We start from the raw sequence: 15970 nt of genomic DNA on the forward strand, positions 1-15970 counted from the left end.
CGTCACGCTCAGCGCGTCTGCGCCATGCAGTCGTCGTAGGTCCGGGTGTAGATCTTCTTGCGCCGCTTTTCCTCGAATCGCTCCGATGCAGCCGACCCGGCATAGGCCGGCGCCCCCTGCGTCGCGGGCCCCGAGGAGCGCGACACACCCACGCCCACCGACCCTCCAAGGCGCAGTGTCGTGCGCCCCTGCGACCATTCGGTGTCACGGATACCCGCCTGTTTCAGCGCCCTCTCATGGCAAAGGGCGGCGCGGTCCTGTGCCAAGGCGGGCGCGGCGGCGAGGACAGCAAGCAAAAGGGTAGTTCTGAACATGAAACGGCTCCTGACCCTTTGCACATGGGGCCGCGTGCGACCGATTGCAATCGCGACCCGTGTCCTGCGGCGAAAGGTGGCCATCGCGGCTTGGGGCTGGACAGCGGCGGTGGACGGACCATTCTCTGACCCATAACTGCCCGGAGGCCGCGCGCCCATGCTTCTGACCGTCGATACCGTGACCAAGACCTATCCAGGCGGCCGCCCGGTGCTGCGCGGCGCCTCGATCACGCTGGATCGGGGGCAGAGCCTGGCGCTGACCGGCGAAAGTGGCAGCGGCAAGAGCACGCTCTTGAACCTGACCGGCGCGCTGGACGGGTTCGACAGCGGCGAGATCATTCTGGACGGGGTGGCGTTGTCGCGGCTTGACGATGCGGGCCGGGCGGCGCTGCGGCGCGACCACGTGGCGCTGGTGTTCCAGCAGTTCAACCTGATCCCGGCGCTGACCGTGGCACAGAACCTCTCGTTCCAGGCGCGGCTGGCCGGTCGGCTGGATGCCGATTGGCTGAAAGAGATCACCGCGCGGCTGGGGCTGGGCGATCTGACCGAACGCTATCCCGAGCAGCTGTCGGGCGGGCAGCAACAGCGGGTCGCCATCGGGCGGGCCATGGCGGGGCGCCCGAAACTGTTGCTGGCGGACGAGCCGACCGGCAACCTCGACGAGACCGCCGCCGGCACCGTGCTGGACCTGATGCTGGACCTGGTGCGCGACAGCGGCACGGCGCTGCTTTTGGTGACCCATTCGCAGGCCATCGCCGCCCGGCTGGACCGGCGCGCGCATCTGACCGGCGGGCGGGTGGCGGCGTGATCGGCGCCGCGCTTCTGGCGCTGGGGTCGCATTGGCGGCGCCATCCGGTGCAACTGGTGACGCTGCTTCTGGGCGTGGCGCTGGCCACCGGTCTGTGGTCGGCGGTGCAGGCCATCAACGGTGAGGCGCGCGCCTCTTACGCACAGGCCGCCAACCAGATCGGCGCTGGCGGACTGGACCGCCTGCGCCGTGCGGACGGGGCGGCCCTGACGCTTGATGACTATCTTGCGCTGCGACGGACAGGGTGGCAGGTGGCGGCGGTTCTCGAAGGCGAGATGCGGCTGGGCCTGCGTGCGGTGGCGGTGACCGGCATCGACCTTCTGACCTATCCCGACCTGCCCGCCATCGCCGAAAGCGCCGCCGCCGCCGAAATCGCCCCGGTCGAGGCGCTGACCGCGCCCGGACGTCTGTTTGCCGCGCCAGGGCTGGCGCTGACCTTGCAGGGTGAACCCGGCCTGCCGCCCGTGGTCGCGACCACCGCCCTGCCCCCCGACACGATGCTGACCGATATCGGCACCGCCGAGACGCTGCTGAACCGTCCCGGCCAGATCTCGCATCTGCTGGTCCTGCCCGAGCAGCCGCTGCGCCGCACCCCTCTGGCCGAGATCGCGCCCGACCTGATCCGCCAACCGGCATCCGGCGCCAAGGACATCGCGCGGCTGACCGACAGTTTTCACCTCAACCTCACCGCCTTTGGGCTGCTCTCCTTCGTGGTGGGCCTGTTCATCGTGCATGGCGCGGTCGGGCTGGCGTTTGAACAGCGGCGCGGCCTTATCCGCACGCTGCGCGCGCTGGGCCTGCCGCTGCGGCTGTTGACCCGGCTGCTGCTGGCCGAGCTGTGCCTGCTGGCGCTGCTGGGCGGCGCGGCGGGGCTGGTGCTGGGCTATGTGGTGGCCGCCGCCCTGCTGCCGGACGTGGCCGCCACGCTACGCGGTCTCTACGGCGCGCCGGTCTCGGGCGCACTGGAACTCAGGCCCGTCTGGCTGCTGTCGGGCCTTGGCATGGCGGTGGCGGGCACCCTGCTGGCCAGCGCGCAGGCGCTGTGGCGACTGGCGCGCATGCCGATCCTGGCCGCTCCCGGGCAGCGCGCCTGGGGCAGCGGGCGCCCGCGCGCCCGGACCCAGCTGCTGCTGGCGCTGGCGCTGTTGCTGGGTGGGCTGGCGGGCTTTGCGCTGAGCGGCGGGCTGATCGGCGGTTTTGTCCTGTTGGGCGCGGTGCTGATGGCCGCCGCGCTGACGCTGCCGCCGACCCTCTCGGTTCTGCTGACGATCGGCGCTGCGCGGGCGCGTGGCCCGGTTGCAGAATGGCTGTGGTCCGACATGCGGGCACAGCTGCCCGGCCTGTCACTTGCGCTGATGGCGCTGCTGCTGGCACTGGCCGCCAATATCGGCGTAGGAACCATGGTGGCGAGCTTTCGCCTCACCTTCGACGGCTGGCTTGACCAGCGGCTGACCTCGACCCTTTATGTCACCGCCCGCGACGATGCGCAGGGCGCCGCGTTAGCGGACTGGCTGGAACCGCGCGCCGATGCGGTGCTGCCGATCCGCTCGACCGAGATCGACCGCGCAGGCATGCCGCTGTTCGTCTATGGCATCGTCGATCACCCGAGCTATCGCACCCACTGGCCGCTGATCGCGCGCAGCGCGCAGGACTGGGACCGGGTGATGCGCGGAGAAGCGGCGCTGATCAACGAACAGATGGCGCGGCGCGAAGCGCTCTGGCCCGGCGACAATGTCGAGCTTGCTCCTGGCTGGAGCCTGCCTGTCGCCGCCGTCTATTCCGATTACGGCAACCCGACCGGTCAGGCCATCGTGTCGCTGGAGCAGTTGCTAGACCGCTACCCCGGCACGCCGAATACAAGGTTCGGCGTACATCTGGCGCCTGAGCGGGCCGAGGGACTGGCCGATGAGATCGACGCCACATTCGACCTGCCCGCCGGCTCGGTGATCCGTCAGGAGACGCTCAAGGCCCGCTCACGCGCGATCTTTGAAAAGACATTCCTGGTGACCGGCGCGCTCAACATCCTGACATTGGGGGTGGCGGGGTTTGCCATCCTCACCAGCCTGCTGACCCTGTGGACTCAACGACTGCCGCAGCTGGCACCGGTCTGGGCTCTGGGGCTGACCCGTGCGCGACTGGCACGGCTGGAACTGGCGCGCGCGGTGGCGCTGGCGGCGATGACGGCAGTGCTGGCCTTACCGCTGGGGCTGGTATTGGCCTGGCTTCTGCTGGCAGTCATCAACGTGGCGGCCTTTGGCTGGCGGCTGCCGATGTATCTGTTCCCGCTCGACTGGCTGCGGCTGATCGGGCTGGCGCTGGCCACCGGCGCGCTGGCCGCCGCCCTGCCCGCGCTGCGCCTGTACCGCCTGCCACCCGCCCACCTGCTGAGGGTCTTTGCCAATGAACGCTAGGCTGCTTGTCTTTCTGCTGCTCTGGCCCTGGGCGGCGCTGGCGCAGGGCTTTGCCGGGCTGGGAACCGAGGCCGACGGCTTTGCCGTGCCAGAGCGCGGGCACAGCCCCGCCTTTCCCGCCGATCACGGGCCACATCCCGATTTCCGCATCGAATGGTGGTACCTGACCGCCACGTTGACCGGGGCGGACGGGCGTGATTATGGCCTGCAATGGACGCTGTTCCGCTCTGCCCTGAAACCGGGCGAGGCACCGGGCTGGCACAGCCCGCAGCTGTGGATGGGACATGCCGCCGTGACCACGCCCGACAGCCACCTCTTTGCCGAGCGGCTGTCGCGGGGCGGCATTGGACAGGCAGGCGCCCAGGCCACCCCCTTTCACGCCTGGATCGACGAATGGGAGATGGCGGGCGACATGAGGGGCGACATGGTGCTGCGCGCCGGGGGAAGCGATTTCGCCTATCACCTGACCATGCGCGCCAGGGGGCCGCTGGTCCTGCATGGCGAGGGCGGTTATTCGGTCAAATCCGCGGCCGGTCAGGCCAGCTATTACTATTCACAACCGTTTCTGGAGGTTTCGGGCAGCCTGACCCTGCCCGACGGAGAGATGCCTGTGACCGGACAGGCCTGGATCGACCGGGAATGGTCCTCGCAACCGCTGGCCGAGGATCAGAGCGGCTGGGACTGGTTCTCGCTGGTGCTGGACGACGGCAGCCGCGTCATGGCCTTTCGCTTGCGCGGCGACACGGATTTCACATCCGGAACATGGATTGGAGCCGATGGGCACGCGACCGCCCTGCCCGATGGCAGTATCCGCGCCGAGCCATTGGCCACTGCGCCCAGCGGAGCAGGCCCCGAGGTGCCGGTGCGCTGGCGGCTGGCGATCCCGGCGCGGGGGCTGGACGTGACAGTCGAGGCGCTGAACCCGAAGGCGTGGATGGGCACGTCTTTTGCCTATTGGGAAGGGCCGGTGCGCGTCAGCGGCAGCCATGCCGGGCGCGGCTATCTGGAAATGACGGGCTACGGGGGCGAGTGAAGCAGGATCGCGCCCGAACGCGGAGGACGGGCGCGACCTTCTGCTTTCTGGCCTATACCCCGTCGGCGTTGCGGGCGCGGGCAAGCTCCTTGTAGACCTTGTTGCGCACCCGGTTCACAGCACCCAGCGGTCGATGTTCGGGCAGCGTGTTCCACGGGTTAAAGGCCATCCTGTCGCCCGCCGCGACCCGAGCCGCGCGCGCCACCGCATCGCCCGCGTCAAGCGCCGGGATCTCGATCCGCGCCAGTTTCACCCAGCCCGCCCCATTCTCGGTCCAGTTCACGTTGGGATCCTCGATCGGATGCGCGGCCACGTCCTCTTGCGGCTGGATATAGAAATCAAAGGCCGCTGCCTTGCCCGACAATCCGTCGAGCAATTGCTCGGTCAGCCCGTCCGCGCCCTCGACCCCGTCGCGCAACTCTCCCGGCGCGGGCGCGGGATCGGGCACCACGCGATGCTTGACCGCGATATCGCCATGCAGAAACGGTGTCGTGCTCCAATAAATCGCCCGCAGGGGCGAGGTCGGATGCTGATCGCCGAATTTCTGGGCCACCGCATAGATATCGTGGCTGAAATACTTCTTGAGGAATTTCAAGTAGATACCGTTCACGATTGCGGCAAGCGCCTCGTCTCCGTTGCGTTTAAAATTCAGAACCTCGGAAACCAGATCGTTGAAGGCGGAATACTCGTTCAGATCGCCCTCGAAAAAGGTCTCGTTGTCGACCAGCACGAAATCGAGCGTGCCCTTGGCGTCCGCCGCCCCCGCGACCCGCGCGCCCGGCACGCCGAAAAGCTTGATCGCCATGCCATGGGCATCGCCACCCTTGGGATCGTCGCGCCGTTCGGTACCGTTGGAAAACCGGATCAGCGCCGCATACTCACCGGGTTGCGCAAACAGCCCCACGCGATGGGCTTGCGGCACGTCAGGGCCGACGATGAAGCGGGCCGGAATGGCGCCATGCCCCTTGGGATGCTGGGCCCGCCATTTGAAGCCGTTCTCCTCGACCTCCATCATCTTGAGATTCGCCTGAATGATGTCGGCGATGATCTGGTCCTCATTGGCCGAGATCGGCGCCTCGCCCAGATCGGCGCGAATATCCGTCATGTCAAATTACCCTTCAAAGAAACTGCCGGCGAAATAGCGCCGACAGCCAAGGCTACCACGGACGGTTGAAAAATCCAGATGCGGCAGGCGGGGTCAGCCCGCGCGCACCACATAGACCGAGACCGGCGCATGGCGCACCACGCGGGCGGCGTTGGGGCCCAGCAGGTAATCGGCCAGATCGGGCTTGTGCGCTCCCACCACGATCAGATCGCTGCCCGCGCTTTCAGCGGTTTTCAGGATCTCCTTATAGGCGGTGCCGGTGGCCACCACATGGCGGATATCGGCATTGCGCTCGGCCCCCAGTGTCTGGGTACACAGCGCCACCAGCGTGTCATGAGCGGCCTTGACCGCCTTGTCGTGATGGCCCGCCTCGAAGAAACCCGAAACCCAGGTTTCGCCGAAATCGGGCAGTACGGTCACCACGTCCAGCCGCGCCCCGTCCAGATCGGCCAGGCGCGCGGCCTGTTTCAGGATCGGGGCGTCGCTGTCGGGATTGCTGATATCGACGGCACAAAGAACAGAGCTGCTCATGCGGGGACTCCCTGTCTGGCGGCGCGGCCGCGTTGGAGAAAGGCGATAAGGCCAAGCAGCAGCAGCGCCGGGATGAACACCAGCTCCTTGGGTGGCTGATTGGCCGGGGCCTTGACGGTGACGACACGCACCGCCTCGTCAGCGTAAAAGTCGAAATCCTGCATCGATTCAGCGATCGGCGTGCCAAAGAGCGGCTCTTCGAGCTTGATCAGCCCGTCCTCCTCGAACGGCAGGAAACCCATCGCCTCGACCCGGGCGGCGCCGTCGGCCTCGTCGCCCACGGTCAGCTCCAGGCTCAGGTCCTTCATCTCGCCACTGTCGAAATCAGGCCCAGACACGATGACCCGCAGCACGTCGCCCGGCGCGGCATCGCCCACCGCCTGTTCCAGGCGGGCGGGTTCGAACAGCTCGAATGGCGGTGCGATCCGGTTCATCACATAATCGGGCCGGAACAGCACGAAAGCCACCAGGATGAGCGCAACGCTTTCATAGATGCGGTTGCGGGTCAGGAAAAAGCCCATGGTACCGGCAGTAAAGACCAGCACAGCGATGGTTGCGGATATGGCCACCAGGATGCCGCCCACCCAGCCTACGTCGATCAGCAGCATGTCGGTGTTGAAGATGAACACAAACGGCAGCGCCACGGTACGCAGGGAATAGAAGAAAGCGGTGAAACCGGTCTTGATCGCATCGCCCCCCGACACCGCGGCGGCGGCGAAACTGGCCAGCCCCACCGGTGGCGTCACATCCGCCATGATGCCGAAATAGAAGACGAAGAGATGCACCGCGATCAGCGGCACGATCAGCCCCGATTGTGCGCCCAGTTGAACCACCACACCGGCCATCAGCGAACTGACCACGATATAGTTGGCTGTGGTCGGCAGGCCCATGCCCAGAACCAGGCTCAGCAGACCCACCATCACCAGCATCAGCACCAGGTTGCCGCCCGACAGGAACTCGACCAGATCGGCCATCACCTGCCCCACCCCGGTCAGGGTGACGGTGCCCACGATCACGCCCGCCGTGCCGGTCGCCAGCGCGATGCCGATCATGTTGCGGGCGCCGTCGATCAGCCCCTGCCACAGATCGGCGACCCCGGACATGAAGCTGGTCGCCATCGCGGATTCACCCCGGAACAGCGATTTCAGCGGCTTTTGAGTCAGCAGGATCACAAACAGCAGCGCGGTCGCCCAGAACGCGGACAGGCCGGGCGATTTCTGCTCGATCATCAGGAAATAGACCAGCACCACGATGGGCAGCAGGTAATGCAGCCCCGCCTTGTAGATCTGGGCGATATCGGGCAGTTCGACCACCTCGGCATTAGGGTCGTCGGGTTCCAGATCGGGCACCTGCGCGGCGAACCACACCAGCACGATATAGATCGCTGTCACGATCAGCCCCATGATCAGCCCGGCGGAACTGGGCGCCCAAGCGGCAATCGCCTGCGCCGGGAACTGGGTCGCATAGCACAGCCCGGCAAAGATCACGAAGAAGCTGAGCATGCCCGCCACGGTGCGGATCAGATGCACCTCGCGGTCGCCCAGCGTGGGCATGTTCCGCTTCACCGCCTCGAGATGCACGATATAGATCAGCGCGATATAGCTGATCGCGGCAGGCAGGAAGGCATGGGTGATCACCTCGACATAGGAGATACCCACATATTCCACCATCAGAAAGGCCGCAGCCCCCATCACCGGCGGCATGATCTGGCCGTTGACCGAGCTGGCCACCTCGACCGAGCCGGCCTGTTCGCTGGTAAAGCCCACCCGCTTCATCAGCGGGATGGTAAAGGTGCCGGTGGTAACCACGTTGGCGATGGACGAGCCCGAGATCAGGCCGGTCGCGGCCGAGCCGACAACAGCGGCCTTGGCCGGGCCGCCGCGCAGGTGCCCCAGCGCGCCGAACGCCATCTTGATGAAGTAGTTGCCCGCGCCCGCCTTGTCCAAAAGCGCGCCGAACAGCACGAAGAGAAACACGAATTTGGTCGAGACCCCCAGCGCGATGCCGAACACGCCCTCGGAGGTGATCCACATATGGCTCATTGCCTTTTTCAGGCTGGCGCCCTTCCAGCGGATCACCTCGGGCACCCATTCCGAGGCGCCCCAGAACACATAGGCCAGAAAGATGGTGGCGATGATCGCCATGGCCGGCCCCAGCGCGCGGCGCGCGGCCTCGAACAGCAGGATCAGACCGACCAGCGCGATCCATTTGTCGGTATCGTCGGCCAGACCGCCCGAATTCACCAGCTTGTCATAGAAGATATAGCCATACAGCGCGATCCCCGCCCCCAGCACGGCCATCACCCAGTCCTGGGCGGGAATGCGGTCGCGCGGGCTGGATTTCAGCGCCGGATAGGCGGCAAAGGCCAGAAACAGGGCAAAGGCGAGATGCACCTGACGCGAGTTGTTCACGATGCTGCCGGGCAGGATCATGTTCGACATCGGCGAGGCCAGGATCAGCTGAAACACCGACCAGATCACCGCGACGATGGCCAGGAACAGCCCGATGCTGCCAGCCGGATCGCGCGCGCCCGCATCGGACGAGGCGACAAGATCCTGAAGCTCTTCTTCGGATAGCGGCCGCTTGCCCTGAATCTCAGAGGTCATGAAAATCTCTCCCTGTCACGCCGTGCTGCTTTGGCTGGTGGCGTCATTTATCCATTGCCCGGCCCCCGCCGGGAGTGAGCGGGGCGCGCCATCGCGCCCCGCCCGAAATCATCGCGTCGCGGATCAGTTGATCCAGCCGCGCTCGCGGTAATACTTCTCGGCACCCGCATGCAGCGGCGCCGACAGACCGTCCTTGATCATTTCCTCTTCCTTGAGGTTGGCAAAGGCCGGGTGCAGCTTCTTGAAGTCTTCGAAATTGTCGAACACCGCCTGCACCAGCGCATAAACCGCGTCCTCGGACACATCGGCCGAGGTCACCAACGTGGCGCCCACACCAAAGGTGGTGGTGTCACCGTCATTGCCGCGATACATGCCGCCGGGAATGGTGGCCTTGCGATAGAAGCTGTTATCGGCAATCAGCTTGTCGATGGCGTCACCATCGACGCTCACCAGCACGGAGTCACAGGCGGTGGTGGCCTCCTGGATCGAGCCCGACGGGTGGCCGACGGTATAGATCATCGCGTCGAGCTGGTTGTCGCAGAGCGCCGCCGACTGTTCCGCCGCCTTCAACTCGCTGGCCAGCGCGAAATCGCCGGTGGTCCAGCCCTTGGCCTCGAGCACCACGTCCATGGTGCCGCGCTGACCCGAACCGGGGTTGCCGATATTCACCCGCTTGCCCTTGAGATCGTCAAAGCTCTTGATGCCGGCATCGGCGCGGGCAACCACGGTAAAGGGTTCGGGATGGATCGAGAAGACCGCGCGCAGGCCTTCGAACTTGCCCGCCTCTTCGAATTTCGAGGTGCCGTTATAGGCATGGTACTGCCAGTCCGACTGCGCCACACCGAATTCCAGCTCGCCCTCGCGGATGGTGTTGATGTTATAGACCGAACCGCCGGTGGATTCGACCGAACAGCGCACGCCATGTTCCTTGCGCCCCTTGTTCACCAGACGGCAGATGGCACCGCCGGTCGGGTAATAGACGCCGGTCACACCGCCGGTACCGATGGTGATGAACTCTTCGGCCATCGCCGCGGGCGCCATGAAGGCCGCCGTGACCAATGCGCCAAGACCAAGCTTGCTGTTCCGATTCATGCTGTAACTCCCGTTAGTTATTATACGCGGGCAGAAACGCCCGAGAGATAGATTCCGGGACTGCCTCCGCCGGCTATCGCCCATACGAAGCGCAGGGGCGGGCTGCAATCCGTCAGGGCGCGCGGGGCGCGGGTCCCGATGGATCAAGGGTTCCACCCGGGCTTTGGACTTGTCAACCCGCAGGGGTGAACCGGTTGGCGAAATCGCCAGATGTGAACCGATATCGCAGATTTTCCCCCCGCGCTTGCCCGCCCGTTACCGCAGACTGCGCCAAAGCAGCAGGTCGCCATCCGACATCTCGCAAAAGACCTGCCAACCGACGCGGCGATAGAACCGCTCGGCCCGCGTCCCTGCCCCGGTCGTAAGCCAAGCCTTGCTCCAGCCTGCGCGCCGCAGATCGGCACAGGCCCGCGCCAGGAGCGCGCGGCCACCGCCGCCCCCTTCGCGGCCCGGGGCCACGAATAGCGCCCAGATGCTCCCATTGCGTGGATCGCAGGCGGAAAAACCGACCACCTGCCCGCCGGTTTCACACATCCAGAGGGTCGAGTTCCGGTGAAAGTCCAGATAGTCCGAACGCGGGACGCGCGCCGGATCCGAAAGCCGGTTTTCACTCACCGCCGCCCGGATCGTCATCAGGGCGTCGATATCGCCGATACAAGCCGGTCTGATCCGCATGGCCCGATCCCCTTGTGCCCGCCTCAACTAGCAACGGGCGCGCACGCCTGTCCATCCTTTCGCGCCGCGGCATTGGCCCCACTCACGCGGCCGCGGTTCTCCGATTTGGCCTTGCGTGGTCTGGCCGTTGCGTTTAAACGGCGAGCGCAACGCCGGAGCGTCAGGATGTGCGCCTTTCCTTCGGCCGGATTGCCCGAGAATCCGGGCAGTTCATGCCGCTTTGATGCGGCGCGGTGTTGATGGTGGTGGCCAGCGTTCGGCCCGCACAAAGAGAAGAGTGCCGCTGTAGCTCAGCTGGTAGAGCACGTCATTCGTAATGATGGGGTCGGGGGTTCGAGTCCCTTCAGCGGCACCAGTCTTCTCTCGGGCTTCCATTTCTTCAGAATACTCCGACGCTTGGTGAGCCTGTTTCCCGGTCGGCTTTGACCGCATTTCTTTCGCCGGGTTCACGCGCAGGATTCCCAAACGGAAACCGCCCTCAGGACCCATCGCCGTTCAGCCCGATCCAATTGCACCTGCCCTGCAAGATTATTTGGTGCCCAAGGAGAGACTCGAACTCTCACGCCCGTAAAGGCGGGGGATTTTGAATCCCCTGCGTCTACCATTCCGCCACTTGGGCCACCTGAGGACATGGATTAGCCGCAGCCGCGGCGAAGGTCCAGAGGCAAAAACGAGATCGGCAAGACGGTTGACCCCAACCGCGCCGCATGGTTTGCAACCTGCAACCTCAATCACAGGGCAGGCACGGGCGGCATGCTGACATCGCTCTATCACCGGACCATGGCGCTTGCCGATCACCGTCACGCACTCTGGGCGCTGGCGCTGGTCGCGTTTCTGGAAAGCTCGGTCTTTCCGATCCCGCCCGACCTTCTGATGATCCCGATGATTCTCGCCCGCCCCTCGCGGGCCTGGCTGATCGCGCTGGTGGCACTGGTGGCCTCCGTGCTGGGTGGCCTGCTGGGCTATGCCATCGGCGCTTTCTTCTATGACAGTATCGGTGCGCCGATCCTCGAGGCGATGGGCAAGGCTGAGGCGATGGAGGCCTTCAACACCCGCTTCAACGATTTCGGCTTCTGGGCGGTGCTGACGGCGGGTGTGACCCCCTTCCCCTACAAGGTGATCACCATCATGTCGGGCTGGACGGGCATGCCGCTGGGCACCTTCATCGCCACCTCGATCCTGGCGCGGGCGCTGCGCTTCTTCCTGGTGGCCGCGTTGCTCTGGAAATTCGGGGCCCCGGTGCGCGATTTCATCGAAAAGCGTCTCGGGCTGGTGATGACCGTCTTCATGGCGCTGCTTATCGGCGGCTTCTTTCTGGTGAGGTATCTGTGATGACACGTAACCGCTTGGTTCTCCTGGCCGCGGGCGGCTCGGCGGCGCTGCTGCTGGCGGCCTGGGGATTTCAATATCTGGGCGGAATGGCGCCTTGCAAACTGTGCATCTGGCAACGCTATCCGCATGGGGCGGCAGTGCTCATCGGGGCGGTGACGCTGGCAACCGGCTGGCGCATTCTGCCTTGGGCCGGCGCCTTGGCGGCCCTGACCACAGCTGGCATCGGCCTTTATCACGCGGGTGTCGAACAGGGCTGGTGGGAGGGTCCCACAACCTGCACCTCCGGCCCGATCGGCGGTCTCAGCGCCGAACAGCTGATGGCGCAAATCATGGAGGCGCCGCTGGTGCGCTGCGACGAGATCCCGTGGGATCTGTTCGGCATCTCGATGGCGGGTTGGAACGGGCTGATCTCGCTGGCCCTGGCGTTGATCTGGCTGCTGGCCGCGACCCGGCGGGCCTGACCGCGCTCTCGCGGCGACGCACCCGCCCTTCCCCTTCATTTCGCTGAAAATACTCCGGGGGAGTCGCCCCTTGGGGCGACGGGGGCAGCGCCCCCTCCCCCTCAGGTGGCTTTCTTGGTCGACAACAGCAGGCTGGTTTCGCTGGCCTGCACGCCTTCGAACAGGCGGATCCGCGCCAATGCGTGATCGAGATCTTCCAGCGTCTCGGTCCCCAGTTCAACGATCAGATCCCAGCGGCCATTGGTCGAGTGGATTGCCCGCACCTGTTTCAGCCCCTGCAACTGCCGCGTGATGCGCGCGGCGCCACGCCCTTCGATCTCGATCATCATTAGCCCACGCACCGGATCGTTCAACACGTCCTCTTTCAACGTGACCGTGAAACCCAGGATATCGCCACGCTGCATCAAACGCTCGATTCGCGCCCGCACGGTGGTGCGCGACAGGTTCAGTTGCAGCGCCAGATCCGACAGCGACGCCCGCGCGTCATGTCTGAGTGCGGCAATCAGGCGCTCGTCCGTTTTGTCCATGATGATTTCCGATTTGCACAATCCCCCTTCCTACTGAGCAAAATCACCACTGGAATTCAACACGTTTCGATCAGAATCTGACAAAAACGCAAAGAGACTGCACCCTATGACTGCCAAACGCTGCATTTTGATCGGCGCCCCGGTCGACAGCGGCAAGCGCCGCACCGGCTGCCTGATGGGCCCCGATTCCTATCGTACTGCCGGCCTGGCCGAGGCGCTCTCCGATCTCGGCCATATCGTTGAAGACCTGGGCAATCTCTCGCCCGCCGAACACGCGCCCGAGCCGAACGACACCCATCTGCATCAACCCAACCGCACCATCGGCTGGACCAACCGCCTGATCCGCGCCGCCGAACAGGCGATGCCGCGCGGGCTGCCGATCTTTCTGGGTGGCGACCATGCGCTGGCGCTGGGCAGCGTGGCGGGTGTGGCCAATCACGCCGCCCGGGTCGGGCGCCCGCAATTCGTGCTCTGGCTCGACGCCCACAGCGACTATCACACGCCGGAAACCTCCGCCTCGGGCAACCTGCACGGCACGCCGCTGGGCTATGTGACCGGGCGCGGCGGCTTTGCCGGATTCCCGGTGATCACCAACCCGGTGAAGCAACGCAATATCTGCATCCTCGGCCTGCGCTCGGTCGACCGCGCCGAGCGCGAGGCGCTGCAACAGACCAAGATCCGCTTTCACGACATGCGCCAGATCGACGAGACCGGAATCGCAAAGCCGCTCCAGGCCTTCCTCGATACCGTGGCGGCGGCCAACGGCCTGCTGCATGTCTCGCTCGACGTCGATTTCCTCGACCCTGCCATCGCACCCGCCGTCGGCACCACCGTGCCCGGCGGCGCCACCATCCGCGAGGGCCATCTGGTAATGGAGATGATCTGCGACAGCGGTCTGATGACCTCCCTCGACCTGGTCGAACTCAACCCCTTCCTCGACGAACGCGGCCGCACCGCCCAGCTGATGGTCGATCTGGCCGCCTCGGCGCTGGGCCGCCGCGTTTTCGACCGCCCGACGCGGAGCTTTTCATGACCACGATCCAGGCCCCCCAGGCGGTGGTGATGATCCGCCCGCACGTGTTCCGCTCGAACCCGGAAACCCGCGCCGACAACGCGTTCCAGACCGACTGCGCCTCGGGTGACACCGCGCCGCACGCCCTGGCCGAGTTCGATGCTGCCGTTGCCACCCTGCGCGCGGCGGGCGTCCGGGTGCATGTGTTCGATGACAAAGGCACACAGGACACGCCCGACAGCGTCTTTCCCAACAACTGGTTTTCCACCCATACCGGCGGCCATGTGGCGCTTTATCCGATGTATGCCGAAAACCGCCGCCGCGAACGCCGCCCGGACGTGATCGAGCTGTTGAAACGCGAATACCGCGTCTCGGACGTGATCGACTATAGCGGGCTGGAACAGGACGGCCTGGCGCTCGAAGGCACTGGCGCCATGGTGCTCGACCATATCGGCCGCATCGCCTATGTCGCCCGCTCGCACCGGGCCGACCCGGTGCTGCTGGAACGCTTCTGCGCCCATTTCAACTATGAACCCGTCTGTTTCGATGCGACCGACGCACAGGGTTGCCCGGTCTATCACACCAATGTGCTGATGGGGATCGGCACCGACTATGCGCTGATCTGCCTGTCGATGATCCCGGACCCCGAACGGCGCCGGACCGTCGCCGAACGTCTGGCCGAAAACGGGCGCACCGTCATCGACCTGACCCCGGCGCAGATCGGCGAGTTTGCCGGAAACGCCATCGAACTGACCGGTCATCGCCGCCTGCTGGCTCTTTCGGCCCGCGCCCACAGGGCGCTGACCCCCGATCAGATCGCAGTCATCGAACGCTCGGCACAACTGCTGCCGCTCGCGATCCCCACCATAGAAACCGCCGGCGGATCCGTCCGCTGCATGATCGCCGGCATCCACCTGACACGCCGCCCGGAAAGGATCGCCGCATGACCGCCACCACCATCCCCTCGGACAAGGCGCTGGTGCCCTTCGTCTCGGTCGATCACATGATGCAGCTGGTGCACCATATCGGTGCCGAAGAGATGATGCGCGGCATCGCCAAATATATCGAGGCCGATTTCCGCCGCTGGGAAAGCTTTGACAAGACCCCGCGCGTGGCCAGTCACTCGCCGGTCGGCGTGATCGAGTTGATGCCGACCTCGGATGGCGAGCTTTACGGCTTCAAATACGTGAACGGCCACCCCAAGAACACCAAGGAAGGGTTGCAGACCGTCACCGCCTTTGGCCTGCTGGCCTCGGTCGAAACGGGCTATCCGGTGCTGCTGAGCGAGATGACCCTGTTGACCGCGCTGCGCACCGCCGCAACATCGGCCCTGGTGGCCAAGTACCTTGCCCCCAAGGGCGCGCATACAATGGCGATGATCGGCAATGGCGCCCAGTCCGAGTTCCAGACCCTGGCGATGAAGGCGATCTGCGGCCTGAAATCCGTGCGTCTTTATGACACCGACCCGGCCGCCACCGCCAAGGCCGCCCGCAACCTGTCTGGTCAGGGGATCGAGGTGGTGAGCTGCGCCAGCCCCGAAGAGGCGATCGAAGGCGCGCAGATCCTGACGACCTGCACCGCCGACAAGCAATATGCCACCATCCTGACCGACAACATGGTGGGCTCGGGCGTGCATATCAACGCCATCGGCGGCGACTGCCCGGGCAAGACCGAACTGGCCGAGGCGATCCTGCACCGCTCGGACATCTTCGTCGAATACCCGCCGCAGACCCGGATCGAGGGCGAGATCCAGCAACTGGCCCCCGACCATCCGGTGATCGAGATGTGGCAGGTGATCACCGGCAAGGTGCCCGGCCGCACCTCGGACCGCCAGATCACCCTGTTTGACAGCGTGGGCTTCGCCATCGAGGATTTCTCGGCCCTGCGCTATGTGCGCGACCGGTTGCAGGAGACCGGCCTCTATCACGCGCTCGACCTGCTGGCCGACCCCGACGACCCGCGCGACCTGTTCGGCATGCTGCAACGGGCGGCGCCTGCGGCGGGGTAAAGGCATGCGAGGCGCTGCCTCGCGCTCCGGAGTATTTGTGGCGAAATGAAGGAAT

General features: G+C 65.5%; 15 protein-coding genes and 2 tRNA genes. 9 read left to right on the forward strand and 8 right to left on the reverse strand.

Annotated features, from left to right (window positions below):
- Window positions 1–8: 8 nt before the first annotated feature.
- Window positions 9–314 carry a hypothetical protein gene (locus tag AC2FLM_RS11965; protein ID WP_234175700.1) on the reverse strand — a complete coding sequence of 102 codons (306 nt, stop codon included), beginning with the start codon at window positions 312–314 and terminating at the stop codon, window positions 9–11.
- A 157-nt stretch (window positions 315–471) separates the two neighbouring features.
- Between AC2FLM_RS11965 and AC2FLM_RS11970 the strand changes: the two genes are divergently transcribed.
- Genes AC2FLM_RS11970 through AC2FLM_RS11980 form a run of 3 tightly spaced genes read left to right on the forward strand, consistent with a single transcriptional unit; the run spans window position 472 to window position 4566 of the window.
- Entirely contained in the window at window positions 472–1122 is a 651-nt protein-coding gene (locus AC2FLM_RS11970) for an ABC transporter ATP-binding protein (RefSeq protein ID WP_238903797.1), read from the forward strand.
- Entirely contained in the window at window positions 1119–3533 is a 2415-nt protein-coding gene (locus tag AC2FLM_RS11975) for an FtsX-like permease family protein (RefSeq protein WP_496858152.1), read from the forward strand. The genes AC2FLM_RS11970 and AC2FLM_RS11975 overlap by 4 nt, the downstream gene beginning before the upstream one ends.
- Window positions 3523–4566, forward strand: a complete 1044-nt coding sequence (locus AC2FLM_RS11980; RefSeq protein WP_496858154.1) for a lipocalin-like domain-containing protein — start codon at window positions 3523–3525, stop codon at window positions 4564–4566. Before AC2FLM_RS11975 ends, AC2FLM_RS11980 begins: the two co-directional genes overlap by 11 nt.
- A 52-nt stretch (window positions 4567–4618) precedes the next feature.
- Here the strand turns inward: AC2FLM_RS11980 and AC2FLM_RS11985 are convergent, their stop codons facing one another.
- The 5 genes from AC2FLM_RS11985 to AC2FLM_RS12005 all read right to left on the reverse strand — a co-directional run bounded on the left by AC2FLM_RS11985 (window position 4619) and on the right by AC2FLM_RS12005 (window position 10575).
- Complete coding sequence (locus AC2FLM_RS11985; RefSeq protein WP_496858156.1) at window positions 4619–5671, reverse strand: catalase family protein; 1053 nt, start codon at window positions 5669–5671, stop codon at window positions 4619–4621.
- A gap of 93 nt (window positions 5672–5764) precedes the next feature.
- Window positions 5765–6202 carry a universal stress protein gene (locus AC2FLM_RS11990; protein ID WP_234220116.1) on the reverse strand — a complete coding sequence of 146 codons (438 nt, stop codon included), beginning with the start codon at window positions 6200–6202 and terminating at the stop codon, window positions 5765–5767.
- Complete coding sequence (locus tag AC2FLM_RS11995) at window positions 6199–8808, reverse strand: TRAP transporter permease (protein ID WP_496858159.1); 2610 nt, start codon at window positions 8806–8808, stop codon at window positions 6199–6201. The genes AC2FLM_RS11990 and AC2FLM_RS11995 overlap by 4 nt, the downstream gene beginning before the upstream one ends.
- Before the next feature lie 123 nt (window positions 8809–8931).
- The gene (locus tag AC2FLM_RS12000) at window positions 8932–9900 is read right to left on the reverse strand and encodes a TAXI family TRAP transporter solute-binding subunit (protein ID WP_234136782.1); all 969 of its coding nucleotides are present in this window, start codon (window positions 9898–9900) and stop codon (window positions 8932–8934) included.
- Between the two features lie 255 nt (window positions 9901–10155).
- Window positions 10156–10575 carry a GNAT family N-acetyltransferase gene (locus tag AC2FLM_RS12005; protein WP_496858161.1) on the reverse strand — a complete coding sequence of 140 codons (420 nt, stop codon included), beginning with the start codon at window positions 10573–10575 and terminating at the stop codon, window positions 10156–10158.
- Window positions 10576–10854: 279 nt separating this feature from the next.
- Here AC2FLM_RS12005 and AC2FLM_RS12010 point away from each other — a divergent pair.
- Window positions 10855–10930: transfer RNA gene (locus tag AC2FLM_RS12010), tRNA-Thr, on the forward strand.
- Between the two features lie 178 nt (window positions 10931–11108).
- Here AC2FLM_RS12010 and AC2FLM_RS12015 read toward each other — a convergent pair.
- Window positions 11109–11194: transfer RNA gene (locus AC2FLM_RS12015), tRNA-Leu, on the reverse strand.
- 134 nt (window positions 11195–11328) lie between these two features.
- On the opposite strand from AC2FLM_RS12015, the gene AC2FLM_RS12020 reads away from it, so the two are divergent.
- A complete protein-coding gene (locus tag AC2FLM_RS12020) occupies window positions 11329–11907 on the forward strand; it encodes a YqaA family protein (RefSeq protein WP_234145154.1) in 579 nt (192 codons plus the stop codon).
- On the forward strand, window positions 11907–12368 hold the full coding sequence (locus AC2FLM_RS12025; protein ID WP_496858164.1) for a disulfide bond formation protein B: 462 nt from the start codon (window positions 11907–11909) through the stop codon (window positions 12366–12368). The genes AC2FLM_RS12020 and AC2FLM_RS12025 overlap by 1 nt, the downstream gene beginning before the upstream one ends.
- Before the next feature lie 101 nt (window positions 12369–12469).
- Here the strand turns inward: AC2FLM_RS12025 and AC2FLM_RS12030 are convergent, their stop codons facing one another.
- Entirely contained in the window at window positions 12470–12895 is a 426-nt protein-coding gene (locus AC2FLM_RS12030; protein WP_234136786.1) for an Lrp/AsnC family transcriptional regulator, read from the reverse strand.
- Window positions 12896–13001: 106 nt separating this feature from the next.
- Here AC2FLM_RS12030 and rocF point away from each other — a divergent pair, with 106 nt between their 5' ends.
- The 3 genes from rocF to ocd are packed head-to-tail and all read left to right on the forward strand — an operon-like array spanning window position 13002 to window position 15915.
- Window positions 13002–13928 carry an arginase gene (gene rocF, locus AC2FLM_RS12035; RefSeq protein WP_496858166.1) on the forward strand — a complete coding sequence of 309 codons (927 nt, stop codon included), beginning with the start codon at window positions 13002–13004 and terminating at the stop codon, window positions 13926–13928.
- Entirely contained in the window at window positions 13925–14854 is a 930-nt protein-coding gene (ctlX, locus tag AC2FLM_RS12040; protein ID WP_496858168.1) for a citrulline utilization hydrolase CtlX, read from the forward strand. The genes rocF and ctlX overlap by 4 nt, the downstream gene beginning before the upstream one ends.
- A complete protein-coding gene (gene ocd, locus AC2FLM_RS12045) occupies window positions 14851–15915 on the forward strand; it encodes an ornithine cyclodeaminase (protein ID WP_496858170.1) in 1065 nt (354 codons plus the stop codon). The genes ctlX and ocd overlap by 4 nt, the downstream gene beginning before the upstream one ends.
- Window positions 15916–15970: the final 55 nt, after the last annotated feature.

It is taken from the genome of Ruegeria sp. SAZD011 (assembly GCF_059612545.1).

Bases quoted from the DNA above. Each gene is read 5' to 3' on its own strand.
- AC2FLM_RS11980 (WP_496858154.1), top strand. From the start codon at position 3,523: ATGAACGCTAGGCTGCTTGTCTTTCTGCTGCTCTGGCCCTGGGCGGCG.
- rocF (WP_496858166.1), top strand. From the start codon at position 13,002: ATGACTGCCAAACGCTGCATTTTGATCGGCGCCCCGGTCGACAGCGGC.
- ocd (WP_496858170.1), top strand. From the start codon at position 14,851: ATGACCGCCACCACCATCCCCTCGGACAAGGCGCTGGTGCCCTTCGTC.
- AC2FLM_RS12025 (WP_496858164.1), top strand. From the start codon at position 11,907: ATGACACGTAACCGCTTGGTTCTCCTGGCCGCGGGCGGCTCGGCGGCG.
- AC2FLM_RS12030 (WP_234136786.1), bottom strand. From the start codon at position 12,895: ATGGACAAAACGGACGAGCGCCTGATTGCCGCACTCAGACATGACGCG.
- ctlX (WP_496858168.1), top strand. From the start codon at position 13,925: ATGACCACGATCCAGGCCCCCCAGGCGGTGGTGATGATCCGCCCGCAC.
- AC2FLM_RS12000 (WP_234136782.1), bottom strand. From the start codon at position 9,900: ATGAATCGGAACAGCAAGCTTGGTCTTGGCGCATTGGTCACGGCGGCC.
- AC2FLM_RS11985 (WP_496858156.1), bottom strand. From the start codon at position 5,671: ATGACGGATATTCGCGCCGATCTGGGCGAGGCGCCGATCTCGGCCAAT.
- AC2FLM_RS12005 (WP_496858161.1), bottom strand. From the start codon at position 10,575: ATGCGGATCAGACCGGCTTGTATCGGCGATATCGACGCCCTGATGACG.
- AC2FLM_RS12020 (WP_234145154.1), top strand. From the start codon at position 11,329: ATGCTGACATCGCTCTATCACCGGACCATGGCGCTTGCCGATCACCGT.
- AC2FLM_RS11995 (WP_496858159.1), bottom strand. From the start codon at position 8,808: ATGACCTCTGAGATTCAGGGCAAGCGGCCGCTATCCGAAGAAGAGCTT.
- AC2FLM_RS11970 (WP_238903797.1), top strand. From the start codon at position 472: ATGCTTCTGACCGTCGATACCGTGACCAAGACCTATCCAGGCGGCCGC.
- AC2FLM_RS11965 (WP_234175700.1), bottom strand. From the start codon at position 314: ATGTTCAGAACTACCCTTTTGCTTGCTGTCCTCGCCGCCGCGCCCGCC.
- AC2FLM_RS11990 (WP_234220116.1), bottom strand. From the start codon at position 6,202: ATGAGCAGCTCTGTTCTTTGTGCCGTCGATATCAGCAATCCCGACAGC.